The sequence below is a fragment of the Streptomyces brasiliensis genome, assembly GCF_014647875.1.
GTDB lineage: Bacteria > Actinomycetota > Actinomycetes > Streptomycetales > Streptomycetaceae > Streptomyces > Streptomyces brasiliensis.
The window spans coordinates 322887-344629 of sequence record NZ_BMQA01000005.1; the positions used below are offsets into that span (position 1 = coordinate 322887).

The 21743-nt window shown below is 71.8% G+C and carries 21 protein-coding genes; 13 read left to right on the forward strand and 8 right to left on the reverse strand.

Annotated features, from left to right (window positions below; translation table 11 throughout):
* Positions 1–5: 5 nt before the first annotated feature.
* The gene (gene sodN, locus IEZ19_RS10895) at positions 6–401 is read right to left on the reverse strand and encodes a superoxide dismutase, Ni (protein WP_004983535.1); all 396 of its coding nucleotides are present in this window, start codon (positions 399–401) and stop codon (positions 6–8) included.
* Positions 402–546: 145 nt separating this feature from the next.
* Between sodN and sodX the strand changes: the two genes are divergently transcribed.
* Positions 547–981 carry a nickel-type superoxide dismutase maturation protease gene (gene sodX / locus IEZ19_RS10900; RefSeq protein ID WP_189310962.1) on the forward strand — a complete coding sequence of 145 codons (435 nt, stop codon included), beginning with the start codon at positions 547–549 and terminating at the stop codon, positions 979–981.
* Here sodX and IEZ19_RS10905 read toward each other — a convergent pair.
* Positions 885–1514 carry a CGNR zinc finger domain-containing protein gene (locus IEZ19_RS10905; protein WP_189310914.1) on the reverse strand — a complete coding sequence of 210 codons (630 nt, stop codon included), beginning with the start codon at positions 1512–1514 and terminating at the stop codon, positions 885–887. The genes sodX and IEZ19_RS10905 overlap by 97 nt on opposite strands.
* Positions 1515–1629: 115 nt before the next feature.
* Here IEZ19_RS10905 and IEZ19_RS10910 point away from each other — a divergent pair, with 115 nt between their 5' ends.
* From IEZ19_RS10910 to IEZ19_RS10920, 3 genes are all read left to right on the forward strand, one after another.
* On the forward strand, positions 1630–2400 hold the full coding sequence (locus IEZ19_RS10910; RefSeq protein ID WP_189310915.1) for a class I SAM-dependent methyltransferase: 771 nt from the start codon (positions 1630–1632) through the stop codon (positions 2398–2400).
* Positions 2401–2532: 132 nt separating this feature from the next.
* On the forward strand, positions 2533–3027 hold the full coding sequence (locus tag IEZ19_RS10915; RefSeq protein WP_189310916.1) for a sigma-70 family RNA polymerase sigma factor: 495 nt from the start codon (positions 2533–2535) through the stop codon (positions 3025–3027).
* Positions 3024–3767, forward strand: coding sequence for a hypothetical protein (locus tag IEZ19_RS10920; protein ID WP_189310917.1), 744 nt, complete (start codon positions 3024–3026; stop codon positions 3765–3767). Before IEZ19_RS10915 ends, IEZ19_RS10920 begins: the two co-directional genes overlap by 4 nt.
* Before the next feature lie 65 nt (positions 3768–3832).
* Here the strand turns inward: IEZ19_RS10920 and IEZ19_RS10925 are convergent, their stop codons facing one another.
* From IEZ19_RS10925 to IEZ19_RS10935, 3 genes are read right to left on the reverse strand one after another with little or no spacing between them, the layout of a single operon-like run.
* On the reverse strand, positions 3833–4621 hold the full coding sequence (locus IEZ19_RS10925; protein WP_308428944.1) for an amino acid ABC transporter ATP-binding protein: 789 nt from the start codon (positions 4619–4621) through the stop codon (positions 3833–3835).
* On the reverse strand, positions 4618–5547 hold the full coding sequence (locus tag IEZ19_RS10930; RefSeq protein ID WP_229840174.1) for an amino acid ABC transporter permease: 930 nt from the start codon (positions 5545–5547) through the stop codon (positions 4618–4620). The genes IEZ19_RS10925 and IEZ19_RS10930 overlap by 4 nt, the downstream gene beginning before the upstream one ends.
* A 29-nt stretch (positions 5548–5576) precedes the next feature.
* Positions 5577–6533, reverse strand: coding sequence for an ABC transporter substrate-binding protein (locus IEZ19_RS10935; protein WP_189310918.1), 957 nt, complete (start codon positions 6531–6533; stop codon positions 5577–5579).
* 531 nt (positions 6534–7064) lie between these two features.
* Between IEZ19_RS10935 and IEZ19_RS10940 the strand changes: the two genes are divergently transcribed.
* The 4 genes from IEZ19_RS10940 (at position 7065) to IEZ19_RS10955 (ending at position 10402) form a co-directional block, all read left to right on the forward strand.
* Complete coding sequence (locus IEZ19_RS10940; RefSeq protein WP_189310919.1) at positions 7065–8288, forward strand: NAD(P)-dependent malic enzyme; 1224 nt, start codon at positions 7065–7067, stop codon at positions 8286–8288.
* A gap of 241 nt (positions 8289–8529) precedes the next feature.
* A complete protein-coding gene (locus tag IEZ19_RS10945) occupies positions 8530–9495 on the forward strand; it encodes a zinc-binding dehydrogenase (RefSeq protein ID WP_189310920.1) in 966 nt (321 codons plus the stop codon).
* Between the two features lie 113 nt (positions 9496–9608).
* Positions 9609–9818 carry a helix-turn-helix domain-containing protein gene (locus tag IEZ19_RS10950; protein ID WP_121405930.1) on the forward strand — a complete coding sequence of 70 codons (210 nt, stop codon included), beginning with the start codon at positions 9609–9611 and terminating at the stop codon, positions 9816–9818.
* Positions 9818–10402, forward strand: a complete 585-nt coding sequence (locus IEZ19_RS10955; protein WP_189310921.1) for a Clp protease N-terminal domain-containing protein — start codon at positions 9818–9820, stop codon at positions 10400–10402. The genes IEZ19_RS10950 and IEZ19_RS10955 overlap by 1 nt, the downstream gene beginning before the upstream one ends.
* 92 nt (positions 10403–10494) lie before the next feature.
* Here IEZ19_RS10955 and IEZ19_RS10960 read toward each other — a convergent pair whose 3' ends face one another.
* Together IEZ19_RS10960 and IEZ19_RS10965 are read right to left on the reverse strand one after the other, a co-directional pair.
* The gene (locus IEZ19_RS10960; RefSeq protein WP_189310922.1) at positions 10495–11583 is read right to left on the reverse strand and encodes a PadR family transcriptional regulator; all 1089 of its coding nucleotides are present in this window, start codon (positions 11581–11583) and stop codon (positions 10495–10497) included.
* A gap of 1 nt (position 11584) precedes the next feature.
* On the reverse strand, positions 11585–12565 hold the full coding sequence (locus tag IEZ19_RS10965) for a DUF4097 family beta strand repeat-containing protein (protein WP_189310923.1): 981 nt from the start codon (positions 12563–12565) through the stop codon (positions 11585–11587).
* 153 nt (positions 12566–12718) lie between these two features.
* Here IEZ19_RS10965 and IEZ19_RS10970 point away from each other — a divergent pair, with 153 nt between their 5' ends.
* Complete coding sequence (locus IEZ19_RS10970) at positions 12719–13570, forward strand: hypothetical protein (RefSeq protein WP_189310924.1); 852 nt, start codon at positions 12719–12721, stop codon at positions 13568–13570.
* Positions 13571–13821: 251 nt separating this feature from the next.
* Here the strand turns inward: IEZ19_RS10970 and IEZ19_RS10975 are convergent, their stop codons facing one another.
* Entirely contained in the window at positions 13822–14001 is a 180-nt protein-coding gene (locus IEZ19_RS10975) for a DUF6104 family protein (RefSeq protein ID WP_189310925.1), read from the reverse strand.
* 203 nt (positions 14002–14204) lie between these two features.
* On the opposite strand from IEZ19_RS10975, the gene IEZ19_RS53420 reads away from it, so the two are divergent.
* From IEZ19_RS53420 to IEZ19_RS10995, 4 genes are all read left to right on the forward strand, one after another.
* A complete protein-coding gene (locus IEZ19_RS53420; protein WP_373296948.1) occupies positions 14205–15083 on the forward strand; it encodes a CU044_2847 family protein in 879 nt (292 codons plus the stop codon).
* On the forward strand, positions 15080–17206 hold the full coding sequence (locus IEZ19_RS10985) for a VMAP-C domain-containing protein (RefSeq protein WP_189310926.1): 2127 nt from the start codon (positions 15080–15082) through the stop codon (positions 17204–17206). Before IEZ19_RS53420 ends, IEZ19_RS10985 begins: the two co-directional genes overlap by 4 nt.
* A gap of 144 nt (positions 17207–17350) precedes the next feature.
* Positions 17351–18373: an AAA family ATPase gene (locus IEZ19_RS10990; protein WP_189310927.1), complete on the forward strand. Its 1023-nt coding sequence runs from the start codon at positions 17351–17353 to the stop codon at positions 18371–18373.
* A 7-nt stretch (positions 18374–18380) separates the two neighbouring features.
* Positions 18381–21734 (forward strand): SAV_2336 N-terminal domain-related protein, encoded by a 3354-nt coding sequence (locus tag IEZ19_RS10995; protein ID WP_189310928.1) that lies wholly within the window; start codon positions 18381–18383, stop codon positions 21732–21734.
* Positions 21735–21743: the final 9 nt, after the last annotated feature.

A 21743-nucleotide genomic window follows, 5' to 3' on the forward strand; every position in this document is an offset into this window, starting at 1 on the left:
AGAGATCAAGCCTTCTTCGTCTCCCAGAAGATCTTGTCGATCTGGGCGATGTAGTCCAGGGCCTTCTGGCCGGTGGCCGGGTCCGTGGACGCCTTGGCGGCCGACAGGGCCTTCAGCGTGTCGTTGACGAGCTGGTGCAGCTCCGGGTACTTCTCGAAGTGCGGGGGCTTGAAGTAGTCGCTCCAGAGCACGGAGACGTGGTGCTTCGCCAGCTCGGCGCGCTGCTCCTTGATGACGGTGGCGCGAGCCTGGAAGTGCGGGTCGTCGTTGCCGGCCATCTTCTCCTGGACGGCCTTCACCGACTCCGCCTCGATGCGGGCCTGGGCCGGGTCGTACACACCGCAGGGCAGGTCGCAGTGCGCGCTGACCTTGACCTTGGGGGCAAACAGGCGGGAAAGCATGGAGCATTCCTTCCTCGTGATCGTCTTCTCAGGTGGGACATTACTCCCTGGAAGGCGGGTTTTCTCGAGTGCCCCCTAGGGCTTAGGACAAAAGTCCGGGGTCAGACTGGGACTGGTGGAGGAACGGACCGGGGAGGTGCCGGCGATGCCGGAGCTGTCGCAGGAGACCGAGCGGGGGAGGGCGGCCCTGCCCTTCGGACTGGCCGAGGTGACGGGGCCGTCCATGGTGCCGACGCTGTATCACGGGGACCGGCTCGTGGTGCAGTACGGCGCCATGATCCGGCCCGGTGACATCGTCGTCCTGCGTCATCCGTTCCAGCAGGACCTGCTGGTCGTCAAGCGCGCCGTGGAGCTGCGCGAGGGCGGCTGGTGGGTGCTCGGGGACAACGCCTACGCGGGTGGGGACAGCACCGACTACGGGGTCGTACCGGAGGATCTGGTGCTGGGGCGGGTGCGCTTCCGGTACCGGCCGCGCCGGGCCGATCAGCGGTCGCCGCTCGCGCTGGTGCGCTGGGCGCTGTCGGCGGCCAGGCCCGTCTTCTCCGACCGGTCGGCCTCCAGGCGCTTCCGGGCGCGGTAGGCGGCCACGTTGGCACGGGTCGCGCAGCGGTCGGAGCAGTAGCGCCGGGAGCGGTTCGTGGACGTGTCGAGGTAGGCGTTGCGGCAGGGGGCCGCCTCGCACAGGCCCAGGCGGTCCACACCGTACTCGGTGAGATGGAACGCCAGGCCCATCGCGGCGATCGCCGCGTACCCGGCGGTGGCGTTCGACGGGTGGTCGGCCAGGTGCATGTGCCACAGCGGGCGGCCGTCGTCGTCCCGGTGGTCGTGCCCGGAGATCTGCGGGCTCACCGGGAACTCCAGGAGGAGCGAGTTCAGCAGGTCGACAGCCAGGGTCTCGTCGCCCTGGTCGGCGGCCTCGAAGACCGCGCGCAGCCGGGTCCGCACCGAGCGGAAGCGCGTGACGTCGGCGTCCGTGGCGCGCCGGGCCGCGGACTGGTTGCCGCCGAACAGGTCGCGGACGGCCTCGACCGAGGTCAGCGAGTCCTTGCCCCGGAGCGGTTCCTCGCTGTTGACGAGGCGCACGGCGTAATCCGAGTAATAGGCCAGTTCCACTTGTAGTCCTTACGGAGGCACTCTATGGTCGTGACTGCGGTCGGGTAACAGACGGTCGTGCTTACAGGGTATTACTTCCAGGGTATTGCGGGATCTTCGCTGTGGAGGAGTTGCGATGACGGACGCGCGGACGACCACGACCGGCACCGACTGGGCCGCGTGGCAGGAGAGCTGGGACCGGCAGCAGGAGTGGTACATGCCGGACCGCGAGGAACGCTTCCGGATCATGCTCGACATGGTCGAGGCGCTCGTCGGGACCGCACCCCGCGTCCTCGACCTCGCCTGCGGCACCGGCAGCATCACCGCCCGGCTGCTGCGCCGGTTCCCCGACGCCACCAGCACCGGCGTCGACCTCGACCCGGCCCTGCTCGCCATCGCACGGGGCACGTTCGAGGGGGACGAGCGTGTCTCCTTCGTCACGGCCGACCTCAAGGACCCCGACTGGGCGGCGGCACTGCCGTATGACGCGTACGACGCCGTCCTGACCGCCACGGCCCTGCACTGGCTGCACAGCGAACCCCTCGCGGCCCTCTACGGTCAGGTCGCGGAACTCGTCCGCGACGGCGGTGTCTTCATGAACGCGGACCACATGATCGACGACACCACGCCCCGGATCAACGCCGCCGAGCGCGCCCAGCGGCACGGGCGCATGGATCAGGCCAAGCGGGACGGAGCGCTCGACTGGGCCGAGTGGTGGGAGGTCGCCGGCCAGGACCCGGTCCTGGCCGGTCCCACGGCCCGCCGCTTCGAGATCTACGGCGAGCACGCGGACGGCGACATGCCCTCCGCCGCGCGGCACGCGCGCGTACTGCGCGAGAAGGGCTTCACGGAGGCCCGGCCGGTGTGGTGCTCGCCCTCGGACACGCTGCTCCTCGCGCTCAAGTAGGACCCCGGGACGGCGGGATCGAGGCGGTACGGAAAATCCGTACCGCCTCTGCTGCGTCCTGGGAGGGGTCCCGCCGCACTGGTACGGGTGAGACGGTCCGTGGAGCCGGGGGACCGGCGGAGAGGGGGAGGGATGACGCGGGGCGCGGAAGCGGCTCTGCACGCCTTCGTCGAGGGCAGGCGCACGGCGCTGTTCCGCAGCGCCTACCTGTTGTGCGGCAACCGCGACGAGGCGGAGGACCTCGTCCAGACGACGCTTGTGAAGGTCGTCCTCGGCGCACGCAGGCACGGGCGGCTGGAGAACCTCGAGGCCTATGCGCGCAGGACGCTGGTCAACACCTTCATCTCGGCCCGCCGCAGGTTCTGGCGGCGGGAGCACGCATACGGCGACCTGCCGGACGTTCCGGGGCAGCTGATCGACAGCGACACCGGACTGATGGTGCGGGCCGCTCTCGCACAACTCGCGCCCAAACAGCGGGCGGTGCTGGTGCTGCGCTTCTGGGACGACCTGAGCGTGGCCGCCACCGCCGAGCTGCTCGGGATGCGGGAGAGCACGGTCAAGAGCCACACGGCCAGGGGACTCGCGGCACTGAGGGCCGCGGTGCGGGAGGAAGAGGAATACGCATGAGCGAGAACGAAGTGGTACGAGAGCTGCTGGGGAGGGCGGTCGACACGGTGCCGGTGCCGGTGAGCCCGGGCAGCGAGGCCGTCTTCGCGCGGGCGTCCCGGGTGCGCCGGCGCCGGCGCGCGGCGGCGACGGGAATGGTCGCGGCGGCCGTCGCGGCGGGCGTCGTCGTCGGTTCCGGCGTCCTGCCGGGGGGGCAGGGCGAGAACGTGGCCGCGTCGCCGACGGCGGGAGAGCTGGGCGGTGGGGCGGCCGGGTTCGCGAAGCTGCTCCCGGGGGACGTCGGGAAGGTGCGGGAGGTGCGGCTGGGCCCGTTGCTCAAGGGCGTGTCCATCGGCAAGTTCGGCAAGAAGCCGAAGCCGGTCGGGTCGTACGACGGGGAGTACACGGTCGCGAGGGACGGTGGGGTCGGCATCATCACGGTGCACGCCGCCGAGCACGCGACACCCGACCCGGCGCCGTGCGACATGCCGCACGAGACGCCCCTGAAGCTGAACTGCACCACCGAGCAGGTCGACGGCGGCGTGCTCCACCTCTGGCAGTGGAACTGGGACGAGGACAGCGCGACGCGGTGGGGCAGCGAGCTCGACGCGCAACTGGTCCTGAAGGACGGCACGATGCTGGACATTCACGACTCGACCGGTTTCCTCGGCCAGGGCTCACAGGGACCGCTGCTCAAGTCGTTCCCGCTGAGCCGGTCGCAGCTGCGTGAGCTGGCGCTGAGGCCGGAGCTGCGCCCGTAGCGGAGCATGGCGAAGGGGCGGTACGAGGATCCCGTACCGCCCCTTCGCACGTTCTCCCGCGTGCGTTACAGCACCTTGGACAAGAAGGACTTCGTCCGGTCGTGCTGCGGGTTCGTCAGGACCTCGCGAGGGTGCCCGGACTCGACGACCACGCCGTCGTCCATGAAGACGAGCGAGTCGCCCACTTCGCGGGCGAAGCCCATCTCGTGGGTGACGACGATCATGGTCATGCCGTCCTCCGCGAGGTCCCGCATGACGTCGAGCACCTCACCGACGAGCTCGGGGTCGAGGGCCGAGGTCGGCTCGTCGAAGAGCATCAGCTTGGGCTCCATCGCCAGCGCGCGGGCGATGGCGACACGCTGCTGCTGACCGCCGGAGAGCTGCGCGGGATAGTGCCCTTTACGGTCACCGAGCCCTACGCGGTCGAGGAGCCGTTCCGCCCGCTCCCGGGCCACAGCCTTGGATTCGCGCTTGACCTGGACCGGCGCCTCCATGACGTTCTCGAGCGCCGTCATGTGCGGGAAGAGGTTGAAGCGCTGGAACACCATGCCGATGTCCCGCCGTTGCGCCGCGACCTCCTTCTCCTTCAGCTCGTGGAGCCTGTCGCCCTTCTGCCGGTAGCCGACCAGATGATCGTCGACGTACAGCCGGCCGGCGCTGATCTTCTCCAGGTGGTTGATGCACCGCAGGAAGGTGGACTTGCCGGAGCCGGACGGACCGATCAGGCAGAACACCTCACGCGGGTTCACCTCCAGGTCGATGCCCTTGAGGATGTGCGCGAGTCCGAACGACTTGTGCACACCCTCGGCCTTGACCATGGGGTGGCCGCTCGTGCCCTTGCTGAAACTGGTCATCGGGCCACCTCCGGGCGGCTGAACGAACCGAACAGTCGGAGGTTCTTCTTCAGGCGCTGGAACGGAGTCGGCGGCAGGTTGCGCGTCGAACCACGAGCGTAACGGCGCTCCAGGTAGTACTGGAAGACGCTGAAGACGCTGGTCAGGATCAGGTACCAGATCGACGCCACGAAGTACATCTCCACCACGGCCAGCGAGGTGCTGGAGATGTCCGTGGCCCGCTTGATCAGCTCGTTGAACTGCACCGCGTAGGCCAGCGACGAGGTCTTCAGCATGTTGATGAACTCGTTGCCCGTCGGCGGCACGATCACGCGCATCGCCTGCGGGAGGATCACCCGCCTGAGCGTCTTGCCCTGGGTCATGCCCAGCGCGTGCGAGGCCTCCGTCTGCCCGATGTCGACGGACTGGATGCCCGCGCGCACGATCTCGGACATGTACGCCGCCTCGTTCAGGCCGAGGCCGAGCAGTGCCGCCAGGAACGGCGTCATCACCTGGTTCATCTCGTCCTTGTAGAACCCCAGGTTGAGGATGGGGAACACGAGCGAGATGTTGTACCAGAGCAGGAGCTGGACCAGGACCGGCGTGCCGCGGAAGAACCAGATGTAGAGCCAGGCCACGGTGCTCGTCACCGGGTTGGACGACATCCGCATCACCGCGAGGATGACGCCGAGGACCAGGCCGAGCACCATGGCGAGCACGGAGATGTACAGCGTGTGCCAGACGCCGGACAGGATGGTCCCGTCCGTCAGATAGTCCGGGATGATGCTGTAGTTGATCTTCGCGTTGGAGAACGCGATCCCGATCAGCACGAGGACCGCGACGACCGCGGCGCCGGCCACCCAGCGGCCGTAGTGCCGTACGGGTATGGCCTTGATCTGGTCCGGCGGCAGTGCCGGCGTCGGCATCTTGTCGACAGTGTCAGTCACGAGGGCTGCCCTTCAGTGGCGCGCAGGGTTCAGGAGCCGCCGTTGATCTTCGCCTCGGTGACGCCGCCGTCGGTGACGTTCCACTTCTCGAGAATCTTCTGGTACTCGCCGTTCTTGATGATCTCGGTCATCGCCGCCTGGAGGGCGTCACGCAGCTGGGTGTTCTCCTTGCTGACGCCGATGCCGTACGGGCCGGCCTCGATCTGGTCGCCGACGACCTCGAAGTCCTTGCCGCCGCCGGACGTCTTCGCGTTGTACGCGGCGACCGGGAAGTCGTTCAGGTCGGCGACGGACGCGCCCTGCTTGAGGCGGAGCAGAGCCTCGGGGTCGGTGTCGAAGGTCTGCAGCGTGATGGCCTTCTTGCCGTCCTTCTTGCACTTCTTGTTCTGTTCCTTGGCGATGCCCTCGGACGTGGTGCCGCGCTGCAGGGCGACCACCTTGCCGCACAGGTCGTCCAGGGTCTTGATGCCCTTGGGGTTGCCCTTCTGGACCAGGATCGATGTACCGGCCGTGAAGTAGTCGACGAAGTCGATGCCTTCGCCGACCTTCTTGCCGGTGTCCGAGTCGACGCCGCCCTGGCGGTCCTTGGTGTCGTTCATCGCCGACATGATCACGTTGAACCGCTTGGCCTGCAGACCCACGATGAGCTGGTCGAACTTGCCGTTCTGGAACGTGAACTTCACGCCCAGCTGCTTGCCGAGGGCGTCCGCGACGTCCGGGTCGATGCCGACGGCCTTGCCGCCCTCCATGTACTCGACCGGCGGGTAGGCGATGTCGGAGCCGACCTTGATGACACCCGCCTTGCGGATGTCGGCGGGGAGCTTCGCGGCGAGCGGAGCCGACGACGCGGTCGAGGCGCTGTCGTCCTTCTTGTCGGTCTGGTCACCGCAGCCGGTGAGTACCAGGGCGCCCGCGACCGCGAGGGCGCCGACCGCAGCCAGCCGGGAGCGAACGGCGATCGTACGAGGGGTGGAGCTTGCGGCCATCGTGGGTTCCTCCGGCGGATGGGTGGCGATGCCGATGGGTCGACGAGAACACACACCTTTGGGTGTCGCGACCTCGTGGGTTTACGGCATTTTGCCATTCGGGCTGCACCGTTCAGGGGACTCGCCATGTCAAAATCGGATAACGGGTGACCCCCGAACCGCATCAGTTCGGTACACAGAGCCGGATCGTCTGCGGGCTTCCCCCCTCCTCGCCGGAACATCTTCGGCGTATCTCACCATGTGGTCGGTTCTTGCCGGAACGTTCGCGATGGTGCAGGGGGTTCACGGCGTGATCAGGTCGTGACCTTCGAGCACCAGATGTGACCTTCGGCCTATTCGACTCGTCGTCGCAGCCGTCCGTCCGGTAAGAAGGTTCTTTGCACCCCTCATCCGGGGCCCAGGGCGCGTGTGCGGCGCGCCCGTCGTGTGCGAACCCGTCCGTATCGGTCAATCGGGTCGTATGCGGTCCCATTCACTCTTCACCCGGAGTGGTCAACCCTCACACCATGAACTCTTAAGGGGTAAAACCAAGTGGCAGCGGAGATCGTCAATCCTCGCAGCGACAGCAATACGGAGCAGGACGGCGGGGCCGAGCCCCTCGATTCCTTCGATCCGGCGTTCGCGCTGCACCGCGGCGGCAAGATGGCCGTGCAGGCCACCGTGCCGGTCCGTGACAAGGACGACCTGTCCCTCGCGTACACGCCCGGCGTCGCGCGCGTGTGCTCCGCGATCGCGGAGCAGCCGGATCTGGTCAACGACTACACGTGGAAGTCGTCCGTGGTCGCCGTCGTGACCGACGGTACGGCCGTCCTCGGGCTCGGAGACATCGGCCCCCAGGCCTCCCTTCCGGTCATGGAGGGGAAGGCGATCCTGTTCAAGCAGTTCGGCGGCGTGGACGCGGTGCCCATCGCGCTCGACTGCACGGACGTCGACGAGATCGTGGAGACCGTCGTTCGGCTCGCCCCTTCCTTCGGCGGGGTCAACCTGGAGGACATCTCGGCGCCGCGGTGCTTCGAGATCGAGCGCAGGCTCCAGGAGCGGCTCGACATCCCGGTCTTCCACGACGACCAGCACGGTACGGCCGTCGTGACGCTGGCGGCGCTGCGGAACGCGGCGCGGCTGAGCCGGCGGGAGATCGGCAGCCTGCGGGCCGTCATCTCGGGCGCCGGCGCGGCCGGTGTCGCCATCGCCAGGATGCTGATCGAGGCCGGCATCGGGGACGTCGCCGTCGCCGACCGCAAGGGGGTCGTGTCGGCCGACCGTGACGATCTGACGCCGGTCAAGCGCGAGGTCGCCTCCTTCACCAACAAGGCCGGCATCAGCGGGTCGCTGGAGGACGCCCTGGCGGGCGCCGACGTCTTCATCGGCGTCTCCGGCGGTACGGTCCCCGAGGCGGCCGTCGCCTCGATGGCCGAGGGTGCCTTCGTGTTCGCGATGGCCAACCCTGACCCCGAGGTGCACCCCGAGGTCGCGCACAAGTACGCGGCGGTCGTCGCCACCGGGCGGTCGGACTTCCCGAACCAGATCAACAACGTGCTCGCGTTCCCCGGGATCTTCGCGGGCGCGCTGCAGGTGCGGGCCTCGCGGATCACGGAGGGGATGAAGCTCGCGGCGGCGGAGGCGCTGGCCGCTGTCGTCGGCGACGATCTTGCCGCCGACTATGTCATCCCGTCGCCGTTCGACGAGCGGGTTGCTCCGGCCGTGACCGCGGCGGTTGCTGCCGCGGCTCGCGCGGAGGGCGTTGCACGTCGCTGACGGTGTGTTTTCGTGGCCCCGTCCGTTCGGGCGGGGCCATTTTCTCCATCCGTCCGCCCGGCCGGGTGATTTCACGGCACCGTCTCCTGGGGCCTGTCGCCCCCGGACAACCGTTTCGGCCTGAACGGCCTCGTCCTCCAACGCCGGACGGGCTGACCGATGCCGGCCCGGATGGCAAGAGGGCCTGTGTCACACGACTGCCCGGTTCCGTCGACCGGGGCTGGAACCTATCGTCATGGTCATGTTCGCTGTCTACGCCTCCCGAATCGACCGCGACCAGCCGCTCTCCGGCCTCGAGTTGGGGGAGCGCCCGGCCCCCGAGGCCCGCCCCGGCTGGAGCGCCGTCGACGTCAGGGCCGCCTCCCTCAACCATCACGACCTCTGGTCCCTGCGCGGGGTGGGCCTCGCCGAGGACAAACTCCCGATGATCCTCGGTTGCGACGCCGCCGGGGTCGACGCGGACGGCAACGAGGTCGTCCTGCACTCCGTCATCGGCCAGACCGGCCACGGCGTCGGACCGAGGGAGCCACGCTCCATCCTCACCGAGCGCTACCAGGGCACCTTCGCCGAGCAGGTCGCCGTGCCGACCTGGAACATCCTGCCCAAGCCCAAGGAGCTCTCCTTCGCGGAGGCCGCCTGTCTGCCCACGGCCTGGCTGACGGCGTACCGGATGCTCTTCACCAACGCCGGAGTGCGGCCCGGCGACTCGGTCCTCGTGCAGGGCGCCGGCGGCGGTGTCGCCACGGCCGCGATCGTGCTCGGCAAGGCGGCCGGGCTGCGCGTCTTCGCCACCAGCCGAGACGAGGCGAAGCGCAAGCGGGCCGTGGACCTCGGCGCCGTCGAGGCGGTGGAGTCGGGCGCGCGGCTGCCGCAGCGCGTGGACGCCGTGATCGAGACCGTCGGCGCCGCCACCTGGTCCCACTCCGTGAAGTCCCTGCGGCCGGGCGGCACCATCGTCATCTCCGGCGCCACGAGCGGCGACCGGCCCTCCCATGCCGAGCTGACCCGGATCTTCTTCCTGGAGCTGAAGGTGGTCGGGTCGACCATGGGCACCAAGGAGGAACTGGAGGACCTGCTCTCCTTCTGTGCCGCCACCGGCGTACGGCCCGTCATCGACGAGGTGCTGCCGCTCGACCGGGCCCGCGAGGGCTTCGAACGGCTTGAGTCCGGCAATCAGTTCGGGAAGATCGTGCTCACCAACGGCTGACTCCTGCCGCGTTCGCCGTCCCACGGCCGGTCCGGGTTCCGGACCGGCCGTGGGCGTTTGACGCGCGTCAACCGTGGTTGACAAGAGTCATGGTGTCAACCTATGTTGACGTCATGACCGAAGCAACGGATCTCGCCGAGCGCGCGGGCGACCGCGATCCGCGGGTCGGACTGCGGGCCGTGTCCGCACTGCGCAGGCTGCTGGAGCAGCTCGAGGCGGTGCAGGTGCGCAGTGCGCGTAATCAGGGCTGGTCGTGGCAGGAGATCGCCGCCGAACTCGGCGTCAGCAGGCAGGCCGTGCACAAGAAGTACGGGAGGCAGTGATGTTCGAACGGTTCACGAAGCATGCCCGTGACGTCGTACGGGGTGCGGTAGAGCATGGTGAACGTGCGGGGGCGCGGTCGGTGGACGCCGAGCATCTGCTGCTCGCCCTGCTGGACCGCGAGGCGAGCCGTGTCTCCTTCGCGCTGGCCGCGCTCGGGCTCGCGGACCGCAAGGACTCCGTACGGGAGGCGCTGGACGCCGCGCGGCGGCTCGGCGGGCTGTCCCGGGCCGACACCGATGCCCTCGCCGGGCTGGGGATCGACGTCACGGAGATCGTCCAGCGGGTCGAGGAGGCGCACGGCGTCGGGGCGATGTCCGGCGACCCCGGCGACAAGGGCTGGTGGTCGGGGCGCCGCTCCTTCAGCCGGGGTGCCAAGGACGTCCTCGAACGATCCCTGCGCATCGCCCTGGCCCACCGTGATCGGCATATCGGCGACGAACACCTCCTCCTCGCCCTTACCGCTCTCCCCGGCGTCCCCGCGGAGGTCCTCGCCGATCACGGGGTGACGTACGAGTCGCTTACGCGGGTGCTCTACGGACGCCACGAAGGACTCGGTGGAGGGGGAGAGGCGAAGGCGGGCTGACCTGGGCGCCCGGTCACGTGCCGGGCGCCGCTCGTGCGGGTGGGCCGGACCGTGGGCGGGCCGGGCCTGTGACAGCGCGGGCCTCTGGCGCGTCAGACCTTCGGGCGGCGGAGTATCGCTCCGATGTGGGCCGCCGCCGTCGACAGATGGCGGCGGGCGTCGCGGAGTTGGTCCGCCGTGACGCCGTGGTCGCGAGCCGCGTCGCGGATGTCGTCGCGGAAGCGGTCGAGGAGGCGGTCCAGGTCGCGGGCCGGGTCGCCGGTGCCGGCGTCCTCGTGGGCCCAGGACGGTTCGTACTCGGCCGGGAAGTCCTCCGGTGTCTTCGAGAAGTCCGGACCCGTTCCCGACCTGTTCGTGCCGGCCCTGTTGTCCGTCGTCGCCCTGCCCGTGCCGGTGCGGCCGAAGCCGAAGTCCTTGCCGAACTCCTTTCCGAAGTCCTTCCCGAACTCGCCGAATTCCTTCGCGAGTTCGGTCAGGCCCTCGCGCACGCCCGTGGGCCAGTCGCCCCGCGTGAAATGGTCCTGTACCTGCTCCTGGACCCGCCGCGCGATGCGCTGCATCTCCTCCTGCGCCTGGGCACGCGCCCGCGCCTGGGCCTCCTCGGCCTGGTCACGGGCCCGTTTGGCCTCCTCGCGGGCCCGGCGGCTCTCGTCCTTCGCGCGCCGGGCCTGTTCCTTCCACTCCTGCTTGACGCGCCGCATCTCCTCCTTGGCGGCACGCCAGGCCTCCTTGTCGCCGAGGTCGCCGTACTCCCCGAAGGAGCCGCGCTCGCCGGCGCCCGCCCTGGTGCCGTGCCGAGCCTCGGAGGCGGCGGCCCGCATCTCGCGCCGCAGGTCGCCCGCCGCGCCGCGTACGTCGGCCCGGATCTCGGCGGCGAGTTCGGCGACCGACTCGCGGATCTCCAGTTCGAGATCGGCGAGCTCGCCGCTGCGGTCGGCGAGCTCGGCGCGGCCCGCGTCCGTGATCGCGTACACCTTGCGGCCACCCTCGGTGGTGTGGGTGACCAGGCCCTCGGCCTCCAGCTTGGCCAGCCGCGGGTAGACGGTGCCCGCCGACGGTGCGTACAGCCCCTGGAAGCGCTCCTCGAGCAGCCTGATCACCTCGTAGCCGTGGCGCGGGGCCTCGTCGAGCAGCTTGAGCAAGTAGAGGCGGAGGCGGCCGTGGGCGAAGACGGGGGGCATGTCAGAGCACCTTCTTGTCGGTCGTACCGTCGGCCGGGGCGCCGCCGGTGTCGGCGCCCTGACCGGAAACGGAATTGTCCCCCGATGCGGACCCCGAGTCGGACACGGTCCCTGCACCTGCGTCGGTGCTCGACGCCAGATCCGGTCCCGGGTCGTCCCAGGTGTCGTCCTCGTCCTCCCTCGGCGGGCGGCTCAGCAGGGCGATCGAACCGGACACCGTCGTGGCCCTGAGCTTTCCGGTGCCCGCGCCGAGGCGGCCCGTGATCTTGTGGGCGCCCCAACTGCCGTGCACCCGGAGTCCGTCGAAGGCGTTGGAGATCGTGCCACTGGCCGTGTTCGCCTCGACCTCCGCGTCCGCCGGATGCGGCAGGCGGATCGCGATCTCCCCGGAGACGCTGGTCAGTCTGACGTCGGTCGGGCCGTCCGGGTCGAGGTCGACGATCATCGAGCCGCTGACCGAGTCGGCGCGCACGGCGGAGCCGGAGCCGTCGACGACCGTCAGGTCGCCCGAGACGGAGTTGAAGCGCAGGTCGCCGGTGACGGACTGGGCCTCCAGGTTCCCGGACACCGTGTCGGCGCGCACCGGGCCCGAGAGGGCGACCAGGGTCGTGTCGCCCGTGACGCCCTTGACGACCGACGTGCCGCGGATGCCGGAGACGACCGCGCCGGCGCCGACCACGCCCACCTCCACGCGTGTGTCCGCCGGGACGGCGAGGGAGACGACCGCGCTGCGCCGCCAGCCCTTGCGGTCCAGCCACTTGAGGAAGCCCTTCCAGGGCAGGTCCTCGTACGCCACGGTGAGCGTGCCCTGCTCGTGAGTGACCACCAGGGGCGGGCCCTCGATGTCCGAGACCTCCAGACGAGCGGAACCCTCGTCCGTGCCCACCACGTTGACTGTTCCGTTGACGATGCGTACGTGCAGATCGGTCACGCGATCGTCGAAGGTGAGCTTCCTGGGCTCGGCGACGGACCACTCGGACATGGTGCTGACCTCCTCGACGGGGCGCAACGCGCCATATCGCGTCTTCCGTGAAACACGATATATCGTGGCCGCGCAAAGTCAAGGCACTCGTTCGCGTGACGGCCCGATGGCTCATATCGGGCGCGAAGGGGGCGAATTGCCTAGCGTGTGAGCATGTCGAGGGATGCGTTCCAGGCCGGTTCCGGTTCCCCGGGTGCGCCCGCCTCCGGAGCGCTGCTGCTGTGCCGGGCGGAGCCGGACTCTGTCGCCCCCGCCGCCCGACTGCTGCGCGAACGCATGCTGCTCACGCGTGCGGGTGACGCGTGGAGCGTGCTCGTCCCCGAGGGCGGGCCGTGGCTGCACGGCGGCGAACCCGTCGACCGGGTGCTGACCGGCTGGGCCACCGCCCTGGCCGTCGGCGTGCCCTGGCCCGTCGTCGCGCTGTGGTGGGACGCCGACCGCGCCGGATGCACCCTCGCGTCCGGCTTCCGCCGCCCCGTCGGCTACATCTGGCTGGCCGACGGGACGCCGGCCGGGGAGAGCGAGGCGATGCGCACCTTCGCCGCGCGCCTGGGGCTCGATCCCGTTCTCGACGTGCAGTCCCTCGACGGGCTGACGGAGCCCGACGCCGAGGCCGACGCGCGCGCCCGGCTGCACGGGCTGCTCGCCGTCCTCACGCACGCGGGCCTGTCCCTGCCCGTGGGCCTCGCGCCCGGCGAACCCGGCGAGCGGCTCCGTGAGGTGCTCGTTGGCCGGTCCGATGCGCGCCGGATCAAGGGCGAGAGGTGGCGGGACCTGGTCCGGGCCGGACTCGACGCGGTGGAGAGGGGCCGCATCGGCCCCTGGCTGCCGTGGTCGGGCGAGCCCCGCGCCCGGGCGCTCGCGCTGGCGCAGCTGGTGGGAGGGGTGCCGGTCACCGTGTTCGGCGTACGGCGACGCAGTGCCGGTTGGGTCGCGGCGGGGGCGCTGCTGCTGGCGTACGGGGCGGTGGGGCTGGCGTACGAGGTGGTACGGCCGCGGGACTGAGCGGGCGGCGCGCGGCTGATCGGGCGGCCGTCACCGGTGCGCGGAGACGTGGCAGGGGGTGGTGTCCGGCATGCTCGCCGCCTGCCTGCCGGACCGTACGCCTGTCGGCCCGCCGGAGACGCCCCGCTCCTCACCTGGCCGGACGGCTGTCAGTGGCGCTTGCGTGCGCCGGACGGCCTGGGGCGCGGTGACCGGCGTACCTGTCTGCCCGTCTGCCGCCCGCCCTCCCGCCTGCGCCGGCGTCGCGATCCCTACTCCTCGTCCTCGTCGTCCAGTCGTGCCAGCCACGTGGCCAGGCGTTCCACGGGGACCTCGAAGTCGGGGTTCAGGTCGACGAAGGTGCGCAACTGCTCGGCCAGCCACTCGAAGGTGATCTGCTCCTCGCCGCGCCGCTTCTCCAGTTCCTCGATGCCGCGGTCGGTGAAGTACATGGCTGCTCTCCTGAGTAGATGCGTGCGTGTCGGCTCCGTACCAGCCTAGGCCGACGACGGACCCGGAAGACGCGCACGTCAGGGACGGCGGGCGAGGCCGGGAAGAGCAACCGGCGCCCGGGGCGTCTCGCCGGAGGGGTTGGCGTCGCCGGGCGGGGGAAGGAGTCTTTCTCCGTGGGGACTCGGGGGAACGGGGGAACGCCATGGTTCGGGAAGTGACGCGGGTGGCGCGGGTCGAACTGCCGGACGGTACGTCGGTGTGGGCCCGGATATCGGGGGCCGAGGAACTGGCCGTGCCGTCGGGCGAGTTGTCGTACACGGACACCGGGTTCGCCGAGCGGGTGGAGGGGAGCGTCGAGAGCCTGCACTCGCTCGTCACCGGTGTCGCGCGGTCGCTGGCGGGTCCGCTGCGCGCGGTGCGGCCGGACGAGGTGAGCGTCGAGTTCGGGATCGAGCTGACCGCCAAGGCCGGCAAGGTCGTGGGCCTGCTCGCGGACGGCGAGGCCAAGGCCGCCATCACGGTGACCCTGACCTGGAACGGCGGCGGTCCGCCGGATCCCACGACTCCGGACGCCCAGGACCCGGTGCCGGGAAGCAACGCCCCGGAGGGCTCCACGGGCGACGCCCCGGCCCGGCCGTCTCCCGGAACCGGCACTCCGGCTCCGCAGGCTCCGCCGCCGGGCGTCCCGGTCCCGCGCGCCTCCGCGACTCGTGGCTCGGCCTCGCGAGAGCCCCTGCAGGGTGCCCCGGTCCCGCAGACGCCCCTACGTCGGCCCCCGTCCCCGCAAGCTTCCGGCAGCCGCGTCCCGGCCCCGCACGATCCCCCGCGAGGCGCCCCGCTCCCACCCGGCTCCGCACCCCAGGCCCCTGCCCCGCAGCCCCTTGGAGGCAGCGCCCCCACCCCGCACGGACAGCCGGAACCGGCCACCCAGGTCACCGCCCACCCCCGATTCCCGGTCCCGCCAAGATCCACCTCCGCCCTTCCCGCCCCCACCCACGCCAACCACCCCCACACAGGCGCGTTCACCGGCGCCCTGTTGCATGGGGGCGCCCGGGCTTCCGTCGGTGGGGGCGGGGCATGAGTGGGCCGCACGACGGGGGCGCGTCCGGGGGGTTTCATGCCGCCCACCATGCGCTGCGTGAACTCGTCATGGCGGCCACCGTGCGCATTCATCGCACCCCTGTCGGGTATGCCCTCGACGAACCCGACACCTTCCTCGGCAGCGGATTCTTCATCGCCCCGAACTGGGTTCTGACCTGCGCACACGTGGTGGACGGCGAGGAGGGGGGTGAGGTGGCGGTGGTGTACGAGAGCGCGCCCGGAGAGGGGCCCTCCGTCGTTGCCGGGCGCGTGGCAGCGACCCTCCCGGACCACGTCCACGTCGGGCGGCGCGTACGCGGCGGCTGGCCCGCGCCGGACCTCGCTCTCGTCCGGCTGCGCGAACCGGTCGGCCACGACTGTGTGTACGTCTCCGAGCGCCCCACCGCGCAGTACGGCGAGGGCCGGGTGTTCTACGCGGGCTGGACCGTGACCGGAGGCCGGCTGCAGATGCTGGACGGGTTCCTCTCCGTGCAGGGAACCATCGGTGGCTGGTCGTCGGGGGTGCAGATGAGGCTGGGGCAGAACGACCTGCCGAACGGCGTCTCGGGCGGCCCCGTGATCGACCCGGTGCACGGCGAGGTCATCGGCGTCCTCAAGTCCCGCGCCGACAACGGGGCGGGCGGCACCTCCACCGGCATCGAGCGCCTGCGGACGTTACAGGTTCCGCCCGGCGCCGTACGGACCGAGCACGACGACGTCTACCACGCCGTCTTCCACGCACACGACCGCTATCACCGCGACCGGCAGCAGCCCTCCGATTCCCGCCGTTCCACCTGGGCCGACGTCCAGGGCGAACTGAGCGCCCGGCCCGGCCGTGCCCTCGACCCCGACAAGCGCGCGGAGCTGCTCGGCCGGCTCGCCGAACTGCCGCCGCCCGACACCACCCGGAGCCTGCTCGACCTCCTGGACTCGCTGCCGAACTTCCAGGCCCCGTCCCTGATCCCCGCGCCCCGCGGCTGGCGTGACGGCCTGGGCCTGCTCAACGAGAACGCGCGCGGCGGCGGGGCGCTGAAGCTCGTCCTCGACTACGCGATGCTCGTCATGGCCGCCGAACGCGCCGGCACGCCCAGCAACCTCGCCGCCGAACAGGCCCTGTGGGACTGGGTGAAGCAGGCCTCGACGGGGCTGGACTCCGGTTATCGCAGCCGACTCGCCCGGCAGCGTGCCCGGCATCTGGGGCAGCGCCGGGTCCGGACGTACCTCGATGTCGGCGGGACACCCGAGCACGCCCGGACGGGCAAGGGCGACGCCGGGGCCCGGTTGAGCGTCCTGCTGGAAGTGCTGCCGCGCGGCTGGGAACCCGATCGGTGCGACTGGTCGATCTCCGTGGCTCGCGCCGACGGCGAGGTCACGCGGCTCCACGAGGCCGAGCGGACGCCCCTGGACGAGCTGTCGTCCCATGTCGTGGGCCCCCTCACGGAAGCCTTTCGGCGTTGCGACGAGCCCGACCGGCCCGTGGCCCTGCACGCCGCCCTGCCGCACCGGCTGCTCGGACTGGCCGTCGACGAATGGGAGTCGAGGGCCGGCGGGCCGCCGCTGGGCGCGCAGCGGCCCGTCGTCGTGCGCTGCTCGGACCGTGACCAGGTGCCCGGCGACGACGCGGCACGGGCGGCCGGCACGCACGCGTACCCGGCCGAGGACGGCGACGAGGAGCGCCGTGACCGCTGGAACCGGCTGCACGCGCGCGACGCGCTGGCCGAGGTTCTGGACTGCGACGACGGGGTACGCGAACCGGTGCCGGCCGTGGCGGAGCTGCGTGGCCTGGCACCCCGCACCGTCCCCGTGCTCTGCCGCTTCGGTGATGAGCGCTACGAGGACGACGCGGCCGCGCTCGGCCGGATCGTGCACGCCGGGTTCGGGGTGGTTCTGTGGCGCCGGTGGCGGAGCCAACCCGAGGTCGTGTGCGGGGAGTTCCACCGGGGTGCCAAGAAGGCGGTCGACGACGGGGACGGCGCGGCCCGGCTGCCCGACCTGGTGCACGGACTGCGCGTGAAGGTGCGCGAGGGGCTCACGGAGGCTTTCTGGGCGGACGGGATAGCGCTGCTGTACGACGATCCGCATCAGCCGCTGCCCGGAACCGGCGATCTGCTGGAGGCCCCCTGATGCGAGGCCCGTGCGACTGCCCGCGTGCGCCTTCCGGCCCCTTACCAGGCTCGCGGTGGATCGATACGGTGATGCACGTTCGACGGACCGTGACGCACACGCTACGGCTGCCGGGGTGGGACGAGTGACGACGAGGACCGGATCATGACCGAATCCAGTGAGTGGCTCATCTACCGAGGCGCCGGGGAACCCCACGACGGACTGAACAGGCTTCCCCCGCCGCCGCCCTGGCGGGACTTCTCCGGCCGGGACGCGGCGGACGGCGGCGACGGCTCCCGGGACCGCAGGCTGGGCGCGCACCGGCATCTGGCCGAACTCCACCGGCCCGGCGCCGAGGAGCTGGAGATGATCAACGCGGCGCTGTATCTGCGCCGCCCCCTGCTCGTCACCGGCAGTCCCGGCGCGGGCAAGAGCACACTCGCGCACTCGGTGGCGTACGAGCTGGGCCTCGGCGACGTCCTGCGCTGGTCCATCGTCAGCCGCTCCTCGCTCCAGGACGGGCTGTACCACTACGACGCCATCGCGCGGCTCCAGGACGTCCAGATCGCCGCGCAGGGCGGATACGGCGCGGCGGCCGGCAGCCCGGGGGCCGTCGAGGCCATCGGCAGCTACATCCGGCTCGGTCCGCTCGGCACCGCCCTGCTCCCCTCGGACACCCCGCGCGTGCTGCTCATCGACGAACTCGACAAGAGCGACATCGACCTGCCGAACGACCTGCTGAACGTGCTGGAGGAGGGCGAGTTCGAGATACCCGAGCTGCAGCGCATCGCCGACCGGCTGCCGGACGGCGAGGCCGAGGTGCTCACCGCCGACGGCACCAAGGTCCGCGTCCGCGACGGCCGGGTGCGCTGCCACGCCTTCCCGTTCGTGGTCCTCACCAGCAACGGCGAACGGGACTTCCCGGCCCCTCTGATGCGCCGCTGCATCCATCTGGAGCTGGACCGGCCCGACCACAACCGGCTCGCCACGTTCGTACGCGCCCATCTCGGCGACGAGGCGGCCCGCGCCGGCGACGATCTGATCGGCCGCTTCCTGGAGCGCTCGCGCAGCGAACTCCTCGCCGCCGACCAGCTGCTGAACGCCATCTACCTCACCGACGCGGCCGCCCCGCCCAGCCGCGAACGCCTCGCCGACCAGCTCATCCAGCGGCTCGACCGTCCGAGGTGAGGCGCCGATGCCCGACGCTGCCGCGCGACACGGTCCGCCACCGGTGACCGTCCGGGACGGCGACCCCATCGCCGAACTGGTCCTCCGATTGCGGGAGATCGGTCTCGACCCGGACGCCGAGGGGCTGAGCGACGCGCTCTGGCTGGCCCGCTGGTCGCGTCCCGCGGGTGCCGGGGACGCGGACGACCCGGACACCGGCTCCGGCGTACAGCTCCCTCGCGTGCCCGGCGAACTCCCGACGGACCGCCGTCACCCCGCACCGGAGGAGGGCCGCCGCGCGTCGCGTCCGGAACCGCAGCCCGCCACGGCCGGACCCGGCCGGCATGTCGCCCTGTACCCGCTGCCGCAGGACGGCGCCTTCCGCAGCCGTGGCTCCGCACACGTGACGGCGCTGCCGGTGGGTGTGCCCGCCGCCCCCGTGCTGCCCGCACCGCTCGAACTCCAGCGGGCCCTACGGCCGTTGCAGGCCTACCGCAGCGCCGCTCCGCCGCTGCGCACCGAGCTCGACGAGACGGCGACCGCGGAACAGAGCGCCCGCGCCGGCGGGCTGATCCTGCCCGTCCACCGCGCCGTGACCCGCGGCGACGCCCGGCTGCAACTGGTGCTCGACGCCTCCCCCTCGATGCGGGTCTGGGATCGGATGTTCAACGAACTCCAGCAGGTCTTCGGCCAGTTGGGTGCGTTCGGCGACATCCAGATCAGCCATCTGCACGCGGACCCGGACGGCGAACCCGTCGTCAGCCGCAGCCCCGACGCGCGCGCGGCCCCGCTGCACACCGCCGACCGCCTGAGCGACCCCACCGGGCGCCGTATCACCCTCCTGGTCAGCGACTGCGCGGGCCCGCTGTGGCGCGGCGGCCATGCGCACCGGCTCCTGCACCACCTCGCCCGGCAGGGCCCGGCCGCAGTGCTCCAGCCGCTGCCGCAGCGCCTGTGGAACCGCACCAGACTGCCCGTCACCTACGGCGAGTTGACCCGTGGCGAGACCCTGGCGGGTGCCGCCGCGCTGCACGTGCGCACTCCGGCGGGTGCCCCGCTCACCGGACCGCGCGGCGCCCTCCCGGTGCCGGTGCTGCCGCCCGAACCGGTGGCGCTCGGCGCGTGGGCGCGGCTGCTGTCCGGAGCCGGCTCCGGACCTGTGGCGGGCGCCGTGGGCTGGGTGCGCGCGGACCAGCCACTGGTGCCACCGGCCCGCCCCGGCCGCCGTCCGACGTCGGTCGAGCGGGTCAGCAGGTTCCGCTCGGCCGCCTCCCCGGCCGCCGGCCGCCTCGCCGTCTACCTCGCGGCCGCCCCGCTGTGCCTGCCGGTGATGCAGCTGGTGCAGCGCACGATGCTGCCCGACTCCGGCCCCTCCGAACTCGCCGAGGTCCTGCTCGGCGGCCTGGTCACCCGCGCCGGGGAGGACATCGGCGCGGACGGCGTGCAGTGGTACGAGATGCCGCCCGACGTGCAGGAGGCGCTGCTGTCCACGCTCGGCCGGGACGAGGCCGTCCTGGTCCTCAAGCACTGCTCCGCCTACATCGAGCAGCGCTTCGGCAAGGGCGGACCCAACTTCCCCGCTCTCGCTCTCGCCCAGCTCGGCGGCGAGCCCGGCCCCGGCACCGGACGCGCCTACTCGCCGGGCGCCGGCTACCCCGGTGAGAACGGCGACAACGGCGACGCCACGCTCGTCCCGCAGCCCTTCGCCGAGGTCGCGGCCCGCGTCCTGGAGCGCTTCATGCCACTGCCCGAGCAGTTCCGGATGTACGGCAGCACGGGCGGCGGCACCGCCACCGGGGAGCGGCCCACGCACCCGGCGGTCACCCGGGCCCGCTCGCTGCTCGCGCGGTTCGACGACGAGGGCATGGTGCAGGACCTGATCGACGCCGTACAGCTGCTGCGCGGCGCCACCGAGCACGAACGCCCGCCCGGCGCCGACCCCGAGCTGTGGGCCGAGTACGCGCGCTGCACGCTGCGGCTGTGGGAGGTGCAGGGCGGCGCGGAGCTGCTGCGCGAGGCCGAGGCCGCCGCGGAGCGGGCCGTCGCCCATCCGCACGCCCAGCACGAACGGGCCGCGCTGGCCCGGGTGCTGCACGCCGCGGCGACCGACCGCAGGCGCCGCGGCGACCCGCGCGGCGCCCTCGACCTGCTGCGCCGCGCGGACCGGGAGTACGCGGTCGCCTGTGCCGCCCCCGGCCTTGACCAGCAGGAGGCGCTGCGGCTCACCCTGGAACGAGTCAACGCCCTGGACGCGCAGTGGCGCCTCGGCGGGGACAGCGCACTGCTCCAGGGCGCCGTCGGCATGCTGGAGGCGTTCGCCGACGCCTGGCCGGACCGCCGCGCCCGCCCGCCCGAACTCCCGCTCGCGCACGGCCGGATCCTGCTGCGCCTGTCGGACGTCACGACCGACCCGGAACAGGCCCGCGGCTACGCCGAGCAGGCGGCACGCTCGCTGCGAGACGCGTTGGCGGCCGAGACCGCCGATCCGTTCCGCGAGCGGGTACGCGTGGTGCTCGACCTCGTCGACGCCCTGCTCCGCTCGGACGGCGACCTCGACGAGGCCCAGGACCGCGTCGAGGAGGCACTGGCCATGGCCCAGAAGCGCACCCAGCGTGCGGCTCTGCACGTCCGCGCCGGACGGATCCGGGCCGCCCGGTACGCCGAGACGGGCGACCCACGCCAACTCCAGGACGCCGCCGTTTCGTTCGCGACGGCGGCCGCGGACATGCCGAGGGACGCGTCCGGTTACCCCGACGTCCTCGCCGAGTGGGGCGAGACGCTCCTGCGCCGGGCGCAGTCGGAGGCCGGCGTCCGCTCCGGGGACCCGCTGTCCCAGGCGGTCCGCGTGCTGCGGGACTGCCGTACCGAGACCCCGGCGGGCAGCGAACACATGGCGTACCGGCTGTTGTTGCTGGGCCGCGCGCTGATCCTGCGGTACCGGCTGCGCGGTGACCGCGTCGACCTGCGGGAGGCGGAGTACCTCTTCGGCCTCGCGGCGGCCGACGCGGAGGAGCCCTTCCTGGCCGCGCGCTGCCGGCTCGAGCTGGGACAGGCCCAGTACGAGGCCTACCGCGGTCTCGGCCGCCCCACCCGACTAGCCCGCCTCGACGACGCGGTGGACGCCTTCCGGCTGGCCGCGGAGTCCGCCCGCGAGGCGGAGGAGACGGCCCGCACGGACCGCCGCCGCCAGGAGGCGGTGGAACTGGGTGCGCAGGCACACCACTGGCGGGGTATGTCCTACGAGGCGGCCGCCCGCCCACGGGCCGCCCGCGAGGCGTACCGCGCCGCCCGCACCGAGTGGTCCAGGCTGCCGGAGGGCAGTGTGAGCGCCGGAGGACCGACGGCGGCCGAGACGGCGGCGCGGTTGGCGGAACTGGAGTGACCGCAACGA

Bases quoted from the DNA above. Each gene is read 5' to 3' on its own strand.
- sodN (WP_004983535.1), bottom strand. From the start codon at position 401: ATGCTTTCCCGCCTGTTTGCCCCCAAGGTCAAGGTCAGCGCGCACTGC.
- sodX (WP_189310962.1), top strand. From the start codon at position 547: ATGCCGGAGCTGTCGCAGGAGACCGAGCGGGGGAGGGCGGCCCTGCCC.
- IEZ19_RS10910 (WP_189310915.1), top strand. From the start codon at position 1,630: ATGACGGACGCGCGGACGACCACGACCGGCACCGACTGGGCCGCGTGG.
- IEZ19_RS10915 (WP_189310916.1), top strand. From the start codon at position 2,533: ATGACGCGGGGCGCGGAAGCGGCTCTGCACGCCTTCGTCGAGGGCAGG.
- IEZ19_RS10920 (WP_189310917.1), top strand. From the start codon at position 3,024: ATGAGCGAGAACGAAGTGGTACGAGAGCTGCTGGGGAGGGCGGTCGAC.
- IEZ19_RS10925 (WP_308428944.1), bottom strand. From the start codon at position 4,621: ATGACCAGTTTCAGCAAGGGCACGAGCGGCCACCCCATGGTCAAGGCC.
- IEZ19_RS10935 (WP_189310918.1), bottom strand. From the start codon at position 6,533: ATGGCCGCAAGCTCCACCCCTCGTACGATCGCCGTTCGCTCCCGGCTG.
- IEZ19_RS10945 (WP_189310920.1), top strand. From the start codon at position 8,530: ATGTTCGCTGTCTACGCCTCCCGAATCGACCGCGACCAGCCGCTCTCC.
- IEZ19_RS10950 (WP_121405930.1), top strand. From the start codon at position 9,609: ATGACCGAAGCAACGGATCTCGCCGAGCGCGCGGGCGACCGCGATCCG.
- IEZ19_RS10955 (WP_189310921.1), top strand. From the start codon at position 9,818: ATGTTCGAACGGTTCACGAAGCATGCCCGTGACGTCGTACGGGGTGCG.
- IEZ19_RS10960 (WP_189310922.1), bottom strand. From the start codon at position 11,583: ATGCCCCCCGTCTTCGCCCACGGCCGCCTCCGCCTCTACTTGCTCAAG.
- IEZ19_RS10965 (WP_189310923.1), bottom strand. From the start codon at position 12,565: ATGTCCGAGTGGTCCGTCGCCGAGCCCAGGAAGCTCACCTTCGACGAT.
- IEZ19_RS10970 (WP_189310924.1), top strand. From the start codon at position 12,719: ATGTCGAGGGATGCGTTCCAGGCCGGTTCCGGTTCCCCGGGTGCGCCC.
- IEZ19_RS10975 (WP_189310925.1), bottom strand. From the start codon at position 14,001: ATGTACTTCACCGACCGCGGCATCGAGGAACTGGAGAAGCGGCGCGGC.
- IEZ19_RS53420 (WP_373296948.1), top strand. From the start codon at position 14,205: ATGGTTCGGGAAGTGACGCGGGTGGCGCGGGTCGAACTGCCGGACGGT.
- IEZ19_RS10985 (WP_189310926.1), top strand. From the start codon at position 15,080: ATGAGTGGGCCGCACGACGGGGGCGCGTCCGGGGGGTTTCATGCCGCC.
- IEZ19_RS10990 (WP_189310927.1), top strand. From the start codon at position 17,351: ATGACCGAATCCAGTGAGTGGCTCATCTACCGAGGCGCCGGGGAACCC.
- IEZ19_RS10995 (WP_189310928.1), top strand. From the start codon at position 18,381: ATGCCCGACGCTGCCGCGCGACACGGTCCGCCACCGGTGACCGTCCGG.